This window comes from Paraburkholderia terricola (assembly GCF_900142195.1).
In the GTDB taxonomy this organism is placed as follows: Bacteria; Pseudomonadota; Gammaproteobacteria; order Burkholderiales; family Burkholderiaceae; genus Paraburkholderia; species Paraburkholderia terricola.
The window spans coordinates 246,031-264,552 of sequence record NZ_FRAB01000001.1; the positions used below are offsets into that span (position 1 = coordinate 246,031).

Here is an 18,522-nt window from a genome sequence, read left to right on the forward strand (position 1 = left end):
GCAAATAAAAAAGCGGCAACGAAGTCACCTTCGTTGCCGTTTTTTTTAATGTCGCGCCGGCTGGAAACGGCTCGAATCGGCGCCGATTTGCCGCCGTTTCGCAGCCGTTCCCCCGCGCACTCGCGTCGCTCAATGCACGACGCGTTCGAACACCAGCTCGCCGTTTTCCAGTTCGACCGGAATCACGTCCTTCGGACCGAACTTGCCGGCGAGAATCAGCTTCGCGACCGGGTTCTCGATCTCCTGCTGGATCGCGCGCTTCAACGGCCGCGCACCGAACAGCGGATCGTAGCCGACCTTGCCGACGTGTTCGAGCGCCGCGTCCGACACCACCAGTTGCATGTCGAGCTTGGCAAGCCGTTCATGCAGACGCTGCAGTTGAATCCGCGCGATCGACTGGATGTTCGAGCGGTCGAGCGCATGGAACACCACGACGTCGTCGATCCGGTTCAGGAACTCGGGCCGGAAGTGCAGCTTCACTTCTTCCCAGACCGCGTCCTTCACCGCTTCCTGCGATTCGCCGACCATCGACTGGATCACCTGCGAACCGAGGTTCGAGGTCATCACGATCACCGTGTTCTTGAAGTCCACGGTGCGGCCCTGGCCGTCGGTCATGCGGCCGTCGTCGAGCACTTGCAGCAGCACGTTGAACACGTCGGGATGCGCCTTCTCGATCTCGTCGAGCAGGATCACGCTGTACGGCTTGCGGCGCACCGCTTCGGTCAGATAACCGCCCTCCTCGTAGCCGACGTAGCCCGGCGGCGCGCCGATCAGGCGAGCGACACTGTGCTTCTCCATGAACTCGCTCATGTCGATGCGGATCAGATGATCTTCCGAATCGAACAGGAACGCCGCCAGCGCCTTGCACAGCTCGGTCTTGCCCACACCGGTCGGCCCGAGGAACAGGAATGAACCATACGGCCGGTTCGGGTCCGCGAGACCCGCGCGCGAGCGGCGGATCGCATCGGCCACCGCGCTGATCGCCTCATCCTGACCGACCACGCGGTCGTGCAGTTTTTCCTCGATCTGCAGCAGCTTTTCGCGCTCACCCTGCATCATGCGCGACACCGGAATGCCGGTTGAGCGCGACACGACTTCGGCGATTTCCTCCGCGCCGACCTGCGTGCGCAACAACCGCGGACGGGTCGGGTTGTTCTGCTCCTTCGCTTCGGCCTGGGTCACTTCCTTCAATTGCGCCTCGAGACCCGGCAGCTTGCCGTACTGCAATTCAGCGACCTTCTCCAGCTTGCCTTCACGTTGCAGGCGCGTGATTTCCGCACGCGTGCGGTCGATCTCTTCCTTCAGTTGCGCGCTGCCCTGCACCGCGGCCTTTTCCGCCGTCCAGATTTCCTCGAGATCGGAATATTCGCGATCGAGCCGCTCGATTTCTTCCTCGATCAGTTGCAGACGCTTTTGCGACGCTTCGTCCTTTTCCTTCTTGACGGCTTCGCGTTCGATCTTCAACTGGATCAAGCGACGGTCGAGCCGGTCCATCTCTTCCGGCTTCGAGTCGATTTCCATCTTGATCTTCGACGCGGCTTCGTCGATCAGATCGATCGCCTTGTCGGGCAGGAAACGGTCCGTGATGTAGCGATGCGACAGTTCGGCCGCCGCGACGATCGCCGGATCGGTGATATCGACGCCGTGATGCAGCTCGTACTTCTCCTGCAAACCGCGCAGGATCGCGATGGTGGCTTCCACCGTCGGCTCGTCGACGAGCACCTTCTGGAAGCGGCGCTCCAGCGCGGCGTCCTTCTCGATGTACTTGCGATACTCGTCGAGCGTGGTGGCGCCCACGCAATGCAGTTCGCCGCGCGAGAGCGCCGGCTTGAGCATGTTGCCCGCGTCCATCGCGCCCTCGGCCTTGCCCGCGCCGACCATCGTGTGGATTTCGTCGATGAAGACGATGGTCTGCCCTTCGTCTTTCGCGATGTCGTTCAGCACGGCCTTCAGCCGCTCCTCGAACTCGCCGCGATACTTGGCGCCCGCCAGCAACGCGGCCATATCGAGCGACAGCACGCGCTTGCCCTTGAGCGTCTCGGGCACTTCGCCGTTGACGATACGCTGCGCGAGACCTTCGACGATCGCGGTCTTGCCCACGCCCGGCTCGCCGATCAGCACCGGATTGTTCTTGGTGCGGCGCTGCAGGATCTGGATCGAGCGACGAATTTCATCGTCGCGGCCGATCACCGGATCGAGCTTGCCGGCCCGCGCGCGCTCGGTCAGGTCGATGGTGTATTTCTTCAGCGCTTCACGCTGGCTTTCGGCGTCCTGGCTGTGCACTTGCGAGCCGCCGCGCACCGCGGCGATCGCGCTTTCCAGCGACTTGCGCGACAAGCCGTGCTGACGCGCGAGGCGGCCGGCCTCGCCCTTGTCGTCGGCGATCGCGAGCAGGAACATCTCGCTCGCGATGAACGTGTCGTTGAGCTTTTGCGCTTCCTTGTCGGCCTGGTTCAGCAGACCGGTGAGTTCGCGGCCGATCTGCACGTTGCCGTCGGTGCCCTGCACTTGCGGCAGCCGCGTGATGGCATCGGCGAGCGCCGTTTGCAGCGCCTGTACGTGCACGCCGGCACGCGAGAGCAGCGAGCGCGCCGAACCGTCCTGCTGCGCGACGAGCGCCGCCAGAACGTGAACCGGTTCGATGTATTGATTGTCGTGGCCGACGGCCAGGCTCTGCGCATCCGCCAGCGCTTCCTGGAATTTAGTGGTGAGTTTGTCGATTCTCATCAAGAGACCTCCAATTTCGATTACCACCAAAATGAGGCGTTTTAGGCAGGTTTCAAGCGGGTTTCTGCATTCAGCGGCAACTATTTAACGCTCGATGCGACGGAAAATCGCCCCGCCGGCTTCACGTCAGCGGCGTGGGGCTCTCTTCCGTCGGCGCGGCGGGCACGATCGGAATGATGTTGCTCAGGCCGAGCAGCGCGGCGAGCGCGCCGTGCGGCTGCGCCATGTCGCCGATGGTATGGCGGTCGAGTTCCGCGAGGAAGGCGTTGCGCGCCGCTTCGAGCGCGCCTCGCAGCCGGCACTGCGCTGTAATGACACAGTCGCGGCGCTCGCCGTGCTGATCCGGCAGGCAGCCGACCAGCGCGAAGTCGCTTTCGGTGGCGCGCACGACCTCGCCCACGCTCAGCCCGATGGAGCGCTCGGCGAGCCGCAGGCCGCCGTTGCGTCCGCGCACGGTCTCGACCCAGCCGAGCTCGCCGAGTTGCTGCACGACCTTCATCAAATGGTTCTTGGAGATTCCGTACGCATTCGAAATGTCCTGAATCGTCGATAGTCCCTCGCGACGGACGGCGAGATACAGCAGGACGCGCAGGGAGTAATCCGTATAGTCGGTGAGTCTCATAAGTGCAGGTGCCGCGGTGAGCGCAAGCCGCGATCCGGGGATAACCGCGTGGATGCAAGGGTTGCCGGTGCCGTCGCCTGGTCATAACATGCAGGCGCTACGCATAGTTTGTTATTCTGCGCTGACGGCGCGGAGTTTGTCGTTCGGCAGTAATGGTAGCGTTTTCCGCATAAGCCGTTCGCCCGATAAGCGGAAATTGCCGATTTACTTTGTTTCGTCTGACTACGCCGCGAGCGATTCTCCGCCATTCGACGGCGCGTATGGCGGGCCGCGACGAAGCACCGCATTTTCTGGAAACCAGCATGAACCCGTCTTTCCCCGCCGCGCCGGTTGTCGAGCGCGCCGCCGAACCCACTGACGCGAATATTCGCGAACTCGTCTACGGCTTTTACGACCGCGTGCGCGCCGATCCGCTGCTGGGTCCGGTGTTCGAAGCGACGCTGGCGGGCCGCTGGGACGACCATCTGCCGAAAATGTGCACGTTCTGGGCGAGCCTCGTGCTGGGCGCGAAGCAGTACCGCGGCAACGTGCAGCAGGCGCATCAGCCGCTCGAGGGCGTCGAGCCCGAGCACTTCAGCCGCTGGCTGTATCTGTTTCTGGATACGGTCGAGTCGCGCTACCAGCCGGCCGCGGCGGTCCGCTTCATGGAACCGGCGCTGCGCATCGCGCAGAGCCTGCAACTGAGCCGCTTCGGCTGGGACTACCAGATTCCGGCGGAACAACAGGCGTTGCTGGACCGAGTGGCGCCGAAGCGTCCTCGCGACGATGGCGACGACCACGCCGCCCGCCCGCGCGGCGAGCCATTTCCCACGCGGATCATTGGCCGGGGGCGCGACGAGGGGCCCGACGAGGGGCGCGACGAATGACGCGCGCGGGCTAAGGGTTCAATCCTCGGCCTGATTGCCCGATTCGAGGCCCCAGCGGGCCAGCGCGGCGTCGTCGGTCACGCGGGCGTCGACCCAGCGCTCGCCGGCCTCGGTCTTCTCTTTCTTCCAGAACGGCGCCTGGGTCTTCAGATAGTCCATCACGAATTCGCACGACGCGAAGGCGTCCCCGCGATGCGCGGCGGTGGTCGCCACCAGCACGATCTGATCGAGCGGATAAAGCTTGCCGACGCGATGCACGATCAGCACCTCGATGCCCGGCCAACGCTCGCGTGCGCTCACGACGATCGCTTCCAGCGACTTCTCCGTCATGCCGGGGTAATGCTCCAGTTCCATCGTTTCGACCGCGCTGCCGTCGTTCAGATCGCGCACCGTGCCGACGAAACATGCGACCGCGCCGACCTTCGGATTGCGCGCGCGCAACGCGGCGACCTCGGCGCTGAGGTCGAAATCTTCCGTCTGGACTCGAACGGGCATCTCTGGCTCCTATGCGGTGAGCGGCGTTCCGGCGCGTCAGCCGCCGGTGACGGGCGGAAAGAACGCGACTTCGCAGCCCTCGGTGATACGCGTGGCGGCGCCGGTCATCACGTGGTTGCAGGCCATTCGCAGCGCGCGGCCTTCGGCGAGCGTGTCGGCCCAGATGCCGCCGCGCGCGCGCAACCACGCGCGCACGTCGCCGACGGTCGCGATGCCGTCGGGCACATCGACCGTTTCGTCGGCCGTGTCGAGCGCTTCGCGCACGCTCGCAAAATAGCGGAGTTGAATCTTCATCGGATACCGCCGGCTTTTTGCCGGCCTCAGTTCAGCAATTCGGAAAAGGGGATGAAGCGCACGGTCTCGCCGGCGCTGATCGCGTGGTTCGGCGGATTGTCGATCAGGCCGTCGCCCCAGACGGTCGAAGTCAGCACGGCCGAGCTTTGATTCGGAAACAGATCGAGGCCGCCGGCTTGATTGATGCGGGCCCGCAGGAACTCGTTGCGGCGGTCGGCCTTGCTCTGCGTGAAATCGGCGCGCAATGTCAGCGCTCGTGGCGTGACCGTCCGCACGCCGGCCAGATGCAGGATGAACGGCCGCACGAACAGCAGGAACGTGACGAAGCTGGAGACCGGGTTGCCGGGCAAGCCGATGAAAAAGGTTTCCGCTGAAGCCGATGCCGGCGTTTGCGCCGAAGCCGAAGCTGAAGCCGAAGCGGAAACCGAAGCCTGAGTCCGAGCCAACCCGCCCGCATTCTCCGGCGCCTGTCCCGCCACCCGGCGCACCGCGCCGAACGCGAGCGGCTTGCCCGGCTTCATCGCGATCTGCCACATCGCAAGGCGCCCTTCCGCCTCGACAGCCGGCTTCACGTGATCTTCCTCGCCGACCGACACGCCGCCGCAGGTCAGAATGAGGTCGTGCGCCTGCGCGGCTTCGCGCAGCGTGGCCCGCGTGGCGTCGAGCCGATCCGCGACGATGCCGTAGTCGGTCACTTCACAGCCTAGCTTTTCCAGCAACGCGCGCAGCGTGAAGCGATTCGAGTTGTAGATCGCGCCCGGCTTGAGCGGCTCGCCCGGCATGGTGAGCTCGTCGCCGGTGAAAAAAACAGCGACCTTCACGCGGCGGCGCACCTGGAGTTCGGCGCAGCCTACCGACGCCGCGAGCCCCAAGGCCTGCGGCGTGAGCCGCGTGCCTGCCGGGAGAATGATGGAACCGCTGCGGATGTCCGCGCCTTGAGCCGTGATCCATTCGCCGGGTTGGGGGCTGTGCAGGAGCGTGACTTCCTCGCCGGCGGCTTCAGCCTGTTCCTGCATCACGATGGCGTCGGCGCCCGGCGGCACCGTTGCGCCCGTGAAGATGCGCGCCGCCGTGCCCTGTTTTAACGGCTGTGGCGCGTGCCCGGCCGGGATGCGTTGGGACACCGGCAAGCGGCGGTTGCCGTGCGCCGTCAGATCCGCGGCATGGACCGCGTAGCCGTCCATTGCGCTGGTGTTCATCGGCGGCACGTCCAGCGGCGAGGTGACGTCGGCGGACAGCACGCGGTTGAGCGCTTCGAGCGTGGGGATCGTCTCGGTGCCCGCGATCGGGCTGGCGGCGCCAAGCAAGGTCGCCAACGCTTCGGCGGTGGCGAGCATCGGCGCGCGGGGCGTGGTGGTGGACATCGGTGGTTTCGAAGCCGCGGGTGAAAAGAATATTGTAGCGGTCGATGGCGGCGGCATGGGCGCCTTGGCGCGATGGCGGGGTTGTTCGGTGGTCGGCGTCCGCCGCGACGATTCGCGACGAGCGCCGTGCCTGCATCGGACGAAGCTGCGTGAGCCGCGAAGCTCACGCTCGCCGGTGCTTACTCGCCCGTGTTCGCCACGATGTAGTCCTTCACGCGCTGCGCGTCCGCCGGCAACACCTCGAAACGCTGCGGCAGCGCCTCCAGACCCGAGAACGCGGCCGGACGCTCCGGCTCGCGCAGCAGCGCTTCGCGGATCGTCTCGCCGAACTTGATCGGCTGCGCGGTTTCCAGCACGATCATAGGAATGCCCGGCTGCAAATGCTCGCGCGCCACCTTCAGGCCGTCGGCCGTGTGGGTGTCGATCATCGTGTCGTAACGCTCGAACACGTCGCGGATCGCTTCCACGCGATCGTCGTGGCTGCTGCGGCCGGAGACGAACCCGAATTCCTTCACGCGCGCGAAGTCGCCGCTCGCCGCGAGGTCGAAACCACCCTTCTCCTCGACGTCGCGGAACAGTTGCAGCACGCGCGCCGGATCGCGGCCCAGCAGATCGAACACGAAGCGCTCGAAGTTCGACGCCTTCGAAATATCCATGCTCGGACTGCTGGTGTGATACGTCTCCACCGCCTTGCGCACGCGGTAGATACCGGTGCGGAAGAATTCGTCGAGCACGTCGTTTTCGTTCGTGGCGACCACCAGCTTTTCGATCGGCAAACCCATCATGCGCGCGATGTGACCCGCGCAGACGTTGCCGAAATTGCCCGACGGCACCGTGAACGACACGCGTTCGTCGTTCGACTTCGTCGCGGCAAAGTAGCCCTTGAAGTAGTACACGACTTGCGCGACGACGCGCGCCCAGTTGATCGAGTTGACCGTGCCGATCTTGTACTTCGCCTTGAACGCATGATCGTTCGAGACCGCTTTCACGATGTCCTGGCAATCGTCGAACACGCCTTCGACCGCGAGGTTGAAGATGTTCGGGTCTTGCAGGCTGTACATCTGCGCGGTCTGGAACGCGCTCATTTTCTTATGCGGCGACAGCATGAACACGCGAATGCCCTGCTTGCCGCGCATCGCGTATTCAGCGGCGCTGCCGGTGTCGCCCGAGGTCGCGCCGAGAATGTTCAGCGTCTCGCCGTGCTTCGCCAACGCGTACTCGAACAGGTTGCCGATCAACTGCATCGCCATGTCCTTGAACGCGAGCGTCGGACCGTTCGACAGTTCCAGCAGCGACAGCGGCGCACCGTTCTCAACGCCGAGCGTCTTCAACGGCGTGATCTGCGCGGCGCTTTCGTCGTCACGCACGTGGCAGTACGTTTCGCCCGTGTACGTCTTGCGCGTGAGCGCGCGCAGGTCTTCGGCGGGAATGTCGTCGCTGAATTTCGACAGGATCTCGAACGCGAGATCGGCATACGGCAGCGTACGCCAGCGCGTGAGTTCGTCGCCGGTCACGCGCGGGTATTCGGCGGGCAGGTACAGGCCGCCGTCTTTCGCGAGACCGCCCAGCAGGATGTCGGAAAAGGTATGGCGCTCGCCGGCTCCGGCGCCGCGCGTAGAGAGGTAGTTCATAGTTCGGCCTAGTTCAGCGCTTCCATGCGCAGCTTCGTGACTTGGGAGACGACGGTCTTCAACGCTTCGATGGTCTTGATCGCGGCGTTGACGTTCTTTTCGACCGTCTCGTGCGTGATCAGGATGATGTCGGTTTCGCCCTTGCCGTTCGCGTCGACCTGCTCCGATTCCTTCTGCAGCAGCGCGTCGATCGAAATGCCCGTGTCGGCGAGAATGCGCGTGATGTCGGCCAGCACGCCGGTCACGTCCGCGACCCGCAGGCGCAGGTAGTAGCCGCTCGTCACTTCGTCGATCGGCAGGATCGGGGTGCTCGACAGGCTGTCCGGCTGGAACGCCAGATGCGGCACGCGATGCTCGGGGTCCGCCGTGTGCAGGCGCGTCACGTCGACCAGATCGGCAACCACCGCGGACGCCGTCGGCTCCGCGCCCGCGCCCTTGCCGTAATAGAGCGTCGCGCCGACCGCATCGCCATGCACGACGACCGCGTTCATCGCGCCCTCCACATTCGCCAGCAGACGCTTCTCGGGAATCAGCGTGGGATGCACGCGCAATTCGATGCCTTTATCCGTGCGGCGCGCGATGCCGAGCAGCTTGATGCGGTAGCCGAGTTCCTCGGCGTATTTGATGTCGATCGCGGCGAGCTTGCTGATGCCTTCCACATAAGCCTTGTCGAACTGCACGGGCACGCCGAACGCGATCGCGCTCATGATCGTCGCCTTGTGCGCGGCGTCCACGCCTTCGATGTCGAAGGTCGGATCGGCTTCGGCATAGCCCAGTTCCTGCGCGGCCTTCAGCGCGGTCGCGAAGTCGAGGCCGCGGTCGCGCATTTCCGAGAGGATGTAATTCGTCGTGCCGTTGATGATGCCCGCGATGTATTGGATGCGATTGGCCGTGAGCCCTTCGCGCAGCGCCTTGATGATCGGAATGCCGCCCGCCACCGCCGCCTCGAACGCCACCATCACGCCGTTGGCGCGCGCCGCCTCGAAAATCTCCGTGCCGTGCACCGCGAGCAGCGCCTTGTTGGCCGTGACCACGTGCTTGCCGTTGTTGATCGCGCGCAGCACGAGGTCGCGCGCGACGCCCGTGCCGCCGATCATTTCCGCCACGATGGCGATCGAGGGATCGTCCACCACCGCGTTGAAGTCGTCGGTCAACGCCACCGTGCCGGCCGCGCCGCCGAGCGCCGCGCTCGCCTTGGCGGGATTGCGCACGGCAATGCGCGCGATCTCGATGCCGCGGCCCGCGCGGCGTTTGATTTCTTCCTGATTGCGGCGCAGTACCGTGAAGGTGCCGCTGCCTACCGTGCCGAAGCCCAGCAGTCCAACTTTGATCGGTTCCATGCAGCGTGTGTTTTCGAGTAGGTGATTAAAAGGAAACGGGTGCCGGCGCGGCGCGCCATGCGCATTATTGTGCGCTAGGCCGTGTGACGTTTGCGGTAACCGTCGAGAAAGCGCGCGATCCGGTTGATCGAGTCCGCGAGATCGTCGACGTTCGGCAGGAACACGACGCGGAAGTGATCCGGCGTTTTCCAGTTGAAGCCGGTGCCCTGCACGAGCAGCACGCGCTCTTCCAGCAGAAGATCGAGGATGAACTGCTGGTCGTCCTGGATCGGATAGATCTTCGGGTCGAGGCGCGGGAACATGTACAGCGCGGCTTCGGGCTTTACGCAGCTCACGCCGGGAATCGCCGTCAACATGTCATACGCGAGTTGGCGCTGTTTGTACAGGCGCCCGCTCGGCACGATCAGGTCGTTGATGCTCTGATAGCCGCCGAGCGCGGTCTGGATCGCGTACTGGCCGGGCACGTTCGGGCACAGGCGCATGGACGCGAGAATGCCGAGCCCTTCGAAGTAGTCTTTCGCGTGGCGGCGGTTCTCGCCGGTCAGGCCCGAGATGAACATCCAGCCGGCGCGGTAGCCGCAGGAGCGGTAGCTCTTCGAGAGGCTGTTGAACGTGACGGTGAGCACGTCTTCGGAGAGCGCCGCGACCGACGTATGCACCTTGCCGTCGTAGACGATCTTGTCGTAGACCTCGTCGGCGAAGATGACGAGGCCGTGCTGGCGGGCGATCTCGATCAGGCCGAGCAGCAGTTCGTCCGAATACAGCGCGCCGGTGGGGTTGTTCGGGTTGATGACGACGAGCGCGCGCGTGTTCGGCGTGATCTTCGCGCGGATGTCGTCGAGGTCGGGCATCCAGCCGTTCGACTCGTCGCAGATGTAATGCACCGGCGTGCCGCCCGACAGGCTCACGCCGGCGGTCCACAGCGGATAGTCGGGCGCGGGCAGCAGCACTTCGTCGCCGTCGTTCAGCAGCCCCTGCAGCGCCATCACGATCAGTTCGGAGGCGCCGTTGCCGATGTAGATGTCGTCCAGCTCGACGCCGTGCACGCCCTTTTGCTGCGTGTAATGCATGATCGCCTTGCGCGCGGCGAACACACCCTTGGAGTCCGAATAGCCGGACGAGCCCGGCAGGTTCAGGATCATGTCCTGAATGATTTCATCGGGCGCCTCGAAGCCGAACGGCGCGAGATTGCCGATGTTCAGCTTGATGATGCGGTGGCCCTCTTCTTCGAGCCGCTTCGCATGTTCGAGGACGGGCCCGCGAATGTCGTAGCAGACATTCAACAACTTGTTGGATTTGAGAATCGGTTTCACGGCGGGCACTTCATCCTGGTTAATGAGCCTGGGGGCGAACAAGCGGAGGCGGCGACGCCGGGCCGGGCAAGTTCGCCGATATGGGACGTCGGGCGCGGCGCGCCCGGCGACGACCGTCAGACGCGGATCGGCCGCCTTTTCGGCCGGGTGGCGCCCGCGGGGGTTGCGCCGATGCGCCGGCAAAACACCGGCAAAACACCGGCAAACAGACGAGAACCCGACGAAATACGGACGAACAGCGGAGCAAAAACCGAGGCAGGTAGCCGGTTGGCCGCGCCCGTGTGCTCAGCGCAGCTTGTGACGGCGCCTGAGACGGCACTTGAGCGGGGGCGCCGCCAGGCGGCTAAAAAGTTATAATTTAGCGGATTTGGGCCGACTTCCGCAATGCGCCAGGCGCAACGGCAAGGCTTTTCGGCCGCTTCTGTCACGTTCGCATCTTCCATTCGCGTCGACTCGCCCTCGCCCGGCTGCGTCCGGTCAGGCCGCTAACACGCATGATGTCTCACGACGACTTCGGAAAACCGATTTGAAATTACATCAGGACGCAAGCGGCGCCCTCAACACCGTCACCGGTTACGGCGCCGACTATGTCGAAATCAATCTGGTGCGCCATTCGGGCAGCCTTCTCGTGCTGCCGAAGGCGCCTGTCATCCCCTGGCCCGTGTCCTCGTTCGACCAGTTGAGCGCCGAGCACTTCGCCATGCTGGTGGATTCCGCGCCCGAAGTGGTGGTGTTCGGCAGCGGCGAGCGGCTGCGCTTCCCGCATCCGCGCCTGACCGCCGCGCTGACCGCCAAACGCATCGGCGTGGAAACGATGGACTTCAAGGCCGCCTGCCGCACCTACAACATCCTGATGGCCGAAGGCCGCAAAGTCGCGGCGGCGTTGCTGATCGAAGCTTAGCGACGCCTGCGTCAGCGCCTCGTCGTTCGTGGCATCGTGATGCCGGCACGCGCCGCCATGCGCGATATCCAACGCGTTCCGGGCGGCCGAACGGCCTCGTCGCCCTGGCCGCGTCACGGCCGATAACGTACACTGCTGCGCCATCGGTGGCGTGCCGGCGCCCAGAGCAGGGCCCTGACCCGCGTGAGCGCCGTGCACTGGCACAGCCGATGAGGCGCTGACCGCCGCGGGAACCCAGCGCTTCTCCGGTAGCCGGCGAGCCGCCCAGGCGGCCCGCGGCGCTTCATGCAGCCGCTCCCGCAGCCGTCTCGCGGACAGTCGGCCCCGGCATCGCCGATCGCCATTTCCAAACAACATCGCGTCGCCGCGCATGCGGCGTCGCCAAAAAGGTTGAGATTCCATGAACGATACGCCGTCGAGGCTAGCGCTCAATCGCACCACGATCCTGCTGCTGGTGCTGACCCTCGCCGTGATCTGGTTCGTGCCGCTCGGCTGGCGCCATCTGCTGCCGAGCGACGAAGGCCGCTACGCCGAAATGGCGCGCGAGATGTTCGTCACCGGCGACTGGATCACGCCGCGCTACAACGGCTACAAATACTTCGAGAAGCCGCCGCTGCAAACCTGGATGAACGCGCTCACGTTCGCGTGGTTCGGCGTCGGCGAATGGCAGGCGCGGCTCTATACCGCGCTGACCGGCTTCGCCGGCGTGCTGCTGATCGGCTTCACCGGCGCGCGGGTGTTCAACGCGGCGACCGGCGTGTTCGCGGCGATCGTGCTGGCGACTTCGCCGTACTGGAACCTGATGGGCCACTTCAACACGCTCGACATGGGCCTGTCGTTCTGGATGGAGCTGACGCTGTGCGCGCTGCTGCTCGCGCAGCGCCCCAATCTGCCGACCGCCCACACGCGGGCATGGATGTGGGTCTGCTGGGGCGCGATGGCGCTCGCCGTGCTCTCCAAGGGTCTTGTCGGCGTGATCCTGCCGGGCGCGGTGCTCGTGCTGTATACGCTGATCGCCCGCGACTGGGCGATGTGGAAGCGCCTGCACCTGATCGGCGGCCTGATCGTGTTCTTCGCGATCGTCGCGCCGTGGTTCGTGCTGGTGCAGCAGCGCAATCCGGAATTCCTCAACTTCTTTTTCATCGTTCAGCAGTTCAGGCGCTACCTGACGCCCGAACAGAACCGCCCCGGAGCCTTCTACTACTTCGTGCCGGTGCTGCTGGTGGGCTTCCTGCCGTGGCTTTCGATCACGGTGCAGAGCGTGCGCCACGCATGGCGCCTGCCGCGCCAGCCGAACGGCTTCGCCCCGGTGACGATGATGCTGGTGTGGACAGCGTTCATCTTCCTGTTTTTCAGCGCGTCGCATTCCAAACTGCTGTCCTACACGCTGCCGATCGCCCCGCCGATCGCGCTGGTGATCGGCATGTACCTGCCGCTCGTCACGCGTGACCAGTTGCGCCGCCATCTGGCCGGCTATGCGCTCTTTCTTGTGGCGGCCGCGTTTGCCGCGCTGTTTTTGTCGCGCTTCGGCAGCGAGCGCAATCCGGCCGAGCTGTACGCCGAATACCGCGGCTGGGTGCTGGCGGCGCTCGCCGTCGCGTTCGTGCTGACGCTCGCCGCGCTGTGGCTGAACCGCCGCAGCCGGGCCGGCAGCCTTGGCACGATCGTGACCTTTGCCACGGCGTGGCTGTTGCTCGGCACGATCGCCGGCACCGGTCACGACGTGTTCGGCCGGCTGAGTTCCGGCGCGCAGCTCGCGCCCGCGATCAAGGCCGAGATGGCGAAGTTGCCGGCGGATACGCCGTTCTATTCGGTCGGCGTGCTCGATCACACGTTGCCGTTCTACATCGGGCACACCACGATCATGGTCGAGCATCCCGACGAACTGGCGTTCGGGATATCCGTCGAGCCGCACAAGTGGCTGCCGTCGATCGACGCCTGGGTCGAGCGCTGGAAGGCCGAGCGCTACGCGCTCGCGCTGATCCCGCCGCCGATCTACGACCGGCTTCTGAAGCAAGGCCTGCCGATGCAGGTGATCGCCCGCGATTCGCGCCGGGTGGTGGTGGCGAAGCCGCCGGCGGCGTCCGCTGGAGCGGCGCCCACCCCGGCGCCGAATGCCGCGGCGCCGGTGGAAAAACCGCAACAATGACCCCATATCAGGATCAGACCGTTCGATGAACCCGATTTCCCTCTTTTGCATCCTTGCCGGCGTGACGTTGAACGCCGGCGCGCAATTGCTGCTCAAAGCCGGAACCAATGCCGTTGGACACTTCGAATTCAGCCGTGCGAACATCCTGCCCATCGCCTTTCGTCTCGCGACCCAGCCGCCGATCATCGGCGGGCTCGCCTGCTATGTGATCAGCGTGGTCGTGTGGGTGGTGGGACTGTCGCGGGTGGACGTGTCGATCGCCTATCCGATGCTGTCGCTCGGCTACGTCGTCAACGCGTTCGCGGCGTGGTATCTGTTCGGCGAGGTGATGTCGGTGCAAAAGCTGGTGGGCATCGGCATCATTCTGATCGGTGTGGTGGTGCTGGCGCGCAGCTAGGTTGCCGGCAACGCGGCCCGGCCGGGCTCCGCGAACTCGCGGCGCTGCCGTGGCGGGAATGCGTGGCACAAAATACCGTAAGCCGGGCGTCACGCCGGCCAAGAAAAATGTAAGGTTGACCGCGTTATGCTGTGCGGTTACCGCCCTTTTAGCCGCCACCCTGGATTTGCGCAGTCGTGCTTTTCGCGTTTTCAGGCTGCGCCCTTTCATCGAGCGATGCATTCATGACCCAGTCAACACTCCCGTTCCTGCCGTTCGTCAAACCCGAGATCGATGAAGAAACGATCCAGGGCGTCGCCGACGTGCTCCGCTCCGGCTGGATCACCACCGGTCCGCAGAATCAGAAGTTCGAGGCGGCGCTTTCGGAATTTTGCGGCGGCCGTCCGGTGCGCACGTTCAATTCGGGCACGGCGACGCTCGAAATCGGGCTGCGCATCGCCGGCGTGGGCGAAGGCGACGAAGTCATCACCACGCCCGCCTCGTGGGTCTCGACCAGCAACGTCATCTACGAAACCGGCGCGACGCCGGTGTTCGCCGACATCGATCCGATCACGCGCAACATCGACCTCGATCTGCTGGAAAAGGCCATCACGCCGCGCACCAAGGCGATCATTCCGGTGTATCTGTCGGGCCTGCCGGTCGACATGGACCGCCTCTACGGCATCGCGCGCGCCCACAAGCTGCGCGTGGTCGAGGACGCCGCCCAGGCGTTCGGCTCGACGTGGAAAGGCGAGCGCATCGGCAAGCTCGGCGACATGGTCTCGTTCAGCTTTCACGCGAACAAGAACCTGACCACCATCGAAGGCGGCGCGCTCGTGCTGAACAACGAGGAAGAAGCGGTCCTCGCGCAAAAGTACCGTCTGCAAGGCATCACCCGCACCGGCTTCGACGGCATGGATTGCGACGTGCTGGGCGGCAAGTACAACCTGACCGACGTCGCCGCGCGCGTCGGCCTCGGGCAGTTGCCGCATCTGGAGCGCTTCCTCGCGCAGCGCCGCAAACTCGTCCGCGCGTATTTCGCCGGGTTCGAAGGCGGCGCGGCGGTCAAGCTCGGCGTCGGCCTGCCGTTCGCGGACTTCGAGAACAGCAACTGGCACATGTTCCAGATCACGCTGCCGCTCGACCAGCTCTCGATCGACCGCGCCGGTTTCATGGGACAGTTGAAGGAGCGCGGCATCGGCTCGGGCGTGCACTATCCGGCGATCCACCTGTTCTCGCTGTACCGGGCGCGCGGCTTCAAGGAAGGGATGTTCCCGCACGCGGAGCGCTTCGGCGCCACCAACGTCACGCTGCCGCTCTTCACGCTGATGAACGAAGGCGACGTGGCGCGGGTCTGCCGCGCGGTCAATGAAATTTGCGAACAATACGGAAAATAAGCGGAAATGATTTATACGGAACAACGCGCCGTCACGCCGGAAGTGTCGATCATCATTCCGGTGTACAACGAGGAAGCCGGGCTGGCCGCGCTGTTCGCGCGCCTCTACCCGGCGCTCGATGCGCTCGGCACGTCGTATGAAGTGATCTTCATCAACGACGGCAGCCGCGACAAATCCGCTGCTCTCCTCGCCGAGCAGTTCCGCGCGCGGCCCGACACGAGCCGCGTGATCCTGCTGAACGGCAACTACGGTCAGCACATGGCGATTCTGGCGGGCTTCGAGCAGTCGCGCGGCGAGATCGTCATCACGCTCGACGCCGACTTGCAAAACCCGCCCGAGGAAATCGGCAAGCTGGTCAACAAGATGCGCGAAGGCTTCGACTACGTCGGCACGATTCGCCTGCAACGCCAGGACAGCTTGTGGCGCCGCAAGGCCTCGCGCGCGATGAATCGCCTGCGCGAGCGCATCACGCGCATCAAGATGACCGACCAGGGCTGCATGCTGCGCGCGTACAGCCGTCACATCATCGACACGATCAATCGCTGCGGCGAGATCAACACGTTCATTCCGGCGCTCGCGTATACCTTCGCGCAGAATCCGGTGGAAATCGAAGTCGCGCACGAAGAGCGTTTCGCCGGCGAATCGAAGTACTCGCTGTATTCGCTGATCCGCCTGAATTTCGACCTCGTCACCGGCTTTTCGGTGGTGCCGCTGCAGTGGCTGTCGTTCATCGGCGTGATTCTGTCGCTCGGGTCCGCGGCGCTCTTCGTGCTGCTGCTGATTCGCCGCTTCATCATCGGCGCGGAAGTGCAAGGTGTGTTCACGCTGTTCGCCATCACCTTCTTCCTGCTCGGCGTGATCATCTTCGCGCTGGGGCTGCTCGGCGAATACATCGGCCGGATCTATCAGCAGGTGCGCGCGCGTCCGCGCTATCTGGTGCAGACCATTCTCGAGCAACGCGACGGCGCCGCCGTGAGCGAGGCGCCGCGTCAAACGGTCGTGCAGGCCGTGCAATCGGCGCCAGTCAATCAGGGACCCAATCCATGAAACCGCGCGCCGTCGTATTCGCGTATCACAACGTCGGCGTGCGCTGCCTGCAGGTGCTGCTCGCGCGCGGCGTCGAGGTGGCGCTGGTCGTCACGCACGAAGACAGCCCGAGCGAAAACATCTGGTTCGGCAGCGTCGCAACGGTGGCGGCCGAGCACGGCATTCCGGTCGTGACGCCGGCGGATCCGAAGAGCCCGGAACTGCGCGCCGCGGTGAGCGCCGCGCGGCCGGACTTCATCTTCTCGTTCTACTATCGCCACATGTTGCCGGTCGACCTGCTCGCGCTCGCCGCGCGCGGCGCCTACAACATGCACGGCTCGCTGTTGCCGAAATACCGCGGCCGCGTGCCGACCAACTGGGCGGTGATCCACGGTGAAACCGAGACCGGCGCGACGCTGCATGAAATGGCCGCGAAGCCCGACGCCGGCGCGATCATTGCGCAAACGCCGGTGCCGATCCTGCCCGACGACACCGCCGCGCAAGTGTTCGACAAGGTCACGGTCGCCGCCGAGCAAACGCTGTGGCGTGTGCTGCCGGCGCTGCTGGCGGGGGAAGCGCCGCATCTGCCGAACGATCTGTCGCAAGGCAGTTATTACGGCGGACGCAAGCCGGAAGACGGCCGCATCGACTGGACGCAGCCCGCGCAGCAGGTCTACAACCTGATCCGCGCGGTCGCGCCGCCCTATCCCGGCGCTTTCGCCGATCTCGGCGGGCGGCGTTTCATCGTCGCTCGCGCGCGTCTGGCCGTGCCGGGCGCGCTCCGCTCGGATTTGCCCCCTGGCCTGCACGTAAGCGATAATGCCGTTTTCGCGATATGCGGCGACGGTCGCGCAATCGCCATCCACGAATTGCGGCACCAGCACGACGGCCACGAAACCGTTCTCACGCCAGCCGAATTCGCCCAGCTCATCCAAACTCCCCGTCACTCATGAAAACCGAAGGTTTCGCCAAAAAAGTCCTGATTCTGGGTGTGAACGGCTTCATCGGCCATCACCTGTCCAAACGCATTCTCGAAACCACCGATTGGGAAGTCTTCGGGATGGACATGCAAACCGAGCGTCTGGGCGACCTCCTCAATCATGAGCGGATGCACTTCTTCGAAGGCGACATCACGATCAACAAGGAGTGGGTCGAGTATCACATCAAGAAGTGCGATGTGATCCTGCCGCTGGTCGCGATCGCCACGCCCGCCACCTACGTGAAGCAGCCGCTGCGCGTGTTCGAACTCGATTTCGAGGCGAACCTGCCGATCGTGCGTTCGGCCGTCAAGTACGGCAAGCACCTCGTGTTTCCGTCCACGTCCGAGGTCTACGGCATGTGCGCGGACGAGCAGTTCGATCCCGAAGAATCGCAACTGTCGTATGGCCCGATCAACAAGCCGCGCTGGATCTACGCGTGCTCGAAGCAGTTGATGGACCGCGTGATCTGGGGCTACGGCATGGAGGGCCTCAACTTCACGCTGTTCCGTCCGTTCAACTGGATCGGCCCGGGCCTCGACTCGATCTACACGCCGAAGGAAGGCAGCTCGCGCGTGGTCACGCAGTTCCTCGGCCATATCGTGCGCGGCGAGAACATCAGTCTCGTGGACGGCGGCGCGCAAAAGCGCGCGTTCACGGATATCGACGACGGCATCGGCGCGCTGATGAAGATCATCGAGAACAAGAACCGGGTGGCGACGGGCAAGATCTACAACATCGGCAACCCGACCAACAACTTCTCCGTGCGCGAGCTCGCGCACAAGATGCTGACGCTGGCCGCCGAATTCCCGGAGTACGCCGAGACCGCGAAGAAAGTGCAACTGGTCGAGACGTCGTCGGGCGCGTACTACGGCGCGGGCTACCAGGACGTGCAGAACCGCGTGCCGAAGATCGACAACACGATGCAGGAACTCAACTGGGCGCCCAAGTCGACCTTCGACGAAGCGCTGCGCAAGATTTTCGAAGCGTATCGCGGTCACGTCGCGGAAGCGCGCGCGCTCGTCGAACAGCAATAAGGCCGAT

General features: G+C 64.6%; 16 protein-coding genes. 8 read left to right on the forward strand and 8 right to left on the reverse strand.

The annotated features are described in order from the left end of the window. Nucleotides 1–129 precede the first annotated feature (129 nt). On the reverse strand, nucleotides 130–2,727 hold the full coding sequence (gene clpB / locus BUE39_RS01060; protein WP_073426800.1) for an ATP-dependent chaperone ClpB: 2,598 nt from the start codon (nucleotides 2,725–2,727) through the stop codon (nucleotides 130–132). A gap of 121 nt (nucleotides 2,728–2,848) precedes the next feature. Then, a complete protein-coding gene (locus BUE39_RS01065; RefSeq protein WP_073426801.1) occupies nucleotides 2,849–3,349 on the reverse strand; it encodes an Rrf2 family transcriptional regulator in 501 nt (166 codons plus the stop codon). Between the two features lie 302 nt (nucleotides 3,350–3,651). Between BUE39_RS01065 and BUE39_RS01070 the strand changes: the two genes are divergently transcribed. Further along, a complete protein-coding gene (locus BUE39_RS01070) occupies nucleotides 3,652–4,215 on the forward strand; it encodes a group III truncated hemoglobin (RefSeq protein ID WP_073426941.1) in 564 nt (187 codons plus the stop codon). A gap of 18 nt (nucleotides 4,216–4,233) precedes the next feature. On the opposite strand, the gene moaE is transcribed toward BUE39_RS01070, so the two are convergent. The 6 genes from moaE to BUE39_RS01100 form a co-directional block, all read right to left on the reverse strand. Further along, nucleotides 4,234–4,710 carry a molybdopterin synthase catalytic subunit MoaE gene (gene moaE / locus BUE39_RS01075; RefSeq protein ID WP_073426802.1) on the reverse strand — a complete coding sequence of 159 codons (477 nt, stop codon included), beginning with the start codon at nucleotides 4,708–4,710 and terminating at the stop codon, nucleotides 4,234–4,236. 36 nt (nucleotides 4,711–4,746) lie between these two features. Further along, nucleotides 4,747–5,004, reverse strand: coding sequence for a molybdopterin converting factor subunit 1 (gene moaD / locus BUE39_RS01080; protein WP_073426803.1), 258 nt, complete (start codon nucleotides 5,002–5,004; stop codon nucleotides 4,747–4,749). A 26-nt stretch (nucleotides 5,005–5,030) separates the two neighbouring features. Then, nucleotides 5,031–6,368: a molybdopterin molybdotransferase MoeA gene (locus tag BUE39_RS01085; protein ID WP_235004785.1), complete on the reverse strand. Its 1,338-nt coding sequence runs from the start codon at nucleotides 6,366–6,368 to the stop codon at nucleotides 5,031–5,033. Between the two features lie 179 nt (nucleotides 6,369–6,547). Then, a complete protein-coding gene (gene thrC, locus BUE39_RS01090; RefSeq protein WP_073426804.1) occupies nucleotides 6,548–7,999 on the reverse strand; it encodes a threonine synthase in 1,452 nt (483 codons plus the stop codon). An 8-nt stretch (nucleotides 8,000–8,007) separates the two neighbouring features. Further along, nucleotides 8,008–9,339 (reverse strand): homoserine dehydrogenase, encoded by a 1,332-nt coding sequence (locus BUE39_RS01095; RefSeq protein ID WP_073426805.1) that lies wholly within the window; start codon nucleotides 9,337–9,339, stop codon nucleotides 8,008–8,010. Nucleotides 9,340–9,413: 74 nt separating this feature from the next. Then, the gene (locus tag BUE39_RS01100; RefSeq protein ID WP_073426806.1) at nucleotides 9,414–10,661 is read right to left on the reverse strand and encodes a pyridoxal phosphate-dependent aminotransferase; all 1,248 of its coding nucleotides are present in this window, start codon (nucleotides 10,659–10,661) and stop codon (nucleotides 9,414–9,416) included. 517 nt (nucleotides 10,662–11,178) lie between these two features. Here BUE39_RS01100 and BUE39_RS01105 point away from each other — a divergent pair. The 7 genes from BUE39_RS01105 to BUE39_RS01135 all read left to right on the forward strand — a co-directional run bounded on the left by BUE39_RS01105 (nucleotide 11,179) and on the right by BUE39_RS01135 (nucleotide 18,515). After that, the gene (locus BUE39_RS01105) at nucleotides 11,179–11,553 is read left to right on the forward strand and encodes an Mth938-like domain-containing protein (RefSeq protein WP_073426807.1); all 375 of its coding nucleotides are present in this window, start codon (nucleotides 11,179–11,181) and stop codon (nucleotides 11,551–11,553) included. Between the two features lie 400 nt (nucleotides 11,554–11,953). Continuing rightward, nucleotides 11,954–13,702 (forward strand): glycosyltransferase family 39 protein, encoded by a 1,749-nt coding sequence (locus tag BUE39_RS01110; RefSeq protein WP_073426808.1) that lies wholly within the window; start codon nucleotides 11,954–11,956, stop codon nucleotides 13,700–13,702. A gap of 25 nt (nucleotides 13,703–13,727) precedes the next feature. Further along, nucleotides 13,728–14,099, forward strand: a complete 372-nt coding sequence (locus tag BUE39_RS01115; RefSeq protein ID WP_073426809.1) for an SMR family transporter — start codon at nucleotides 13,728–13,730, stop codon at nucleotides 14,097–14,099. A gap of 224 nt (nucleotides 14,100–14,323) precedes the next feature. Beyond that, nucleotides 14,324–15,475, forward strand: a complete 1,152-nt coding sequence (locus BUE39_RS01120) for a DegT/DnrJ/EryC1/StrS family aminotransferase (RefSeq protein WP_073426810.1) — start codon at nucleotides 14,324–14,326, stop codon at nucleotides 15,473–15,475. Nucleotides 15,476–15,481: 6 nt separating this feature from the next. Further along, nucleotides 15,482–16,522, forward strand: coding sequence for a glycosyltransferase (locus BUE39_RS01125; protein ID WP_073426811.1), 1,041 nt, complete (start codon nucleotides 15,482–15,484; stop codon nucleotides 16,520–16,522). Next, nucleotides 16,519–17,454, forward strand: a complete 936-nt coding sequence (locus tag BUE39_RS01130; protein ID WP_073426812.1) for a formyltransferase — start codon at nucleotides 16,519–16,521, stop codon at nucleotides 17,452–17,454. Before BUE39_RS01125 ends, BUE39_RS01130 begins: the two co-directional genes overlap by 4 nt. Further along, the gene (locus BUE39_RS01135; protein ID WP_073426813.1) at nucleotides 17,451–18,515 is read left to right on the forward strand and encodes a bifunctional UDP-4-keto-pentose/UDP-xylose synthase; all 1,065 of its coding nucleotides are present in this window, start codon (nucleotides 17,451–17,453) and stop codon (nucleotides 18,513–18,515) included. Before BUE39_RS01130 ends, BUE39_RS01135 begins: the two co-directional genes overlap by 4 nt. Nucleotides 18,516–18,522 lie beyond the last annotated feature (7 nt).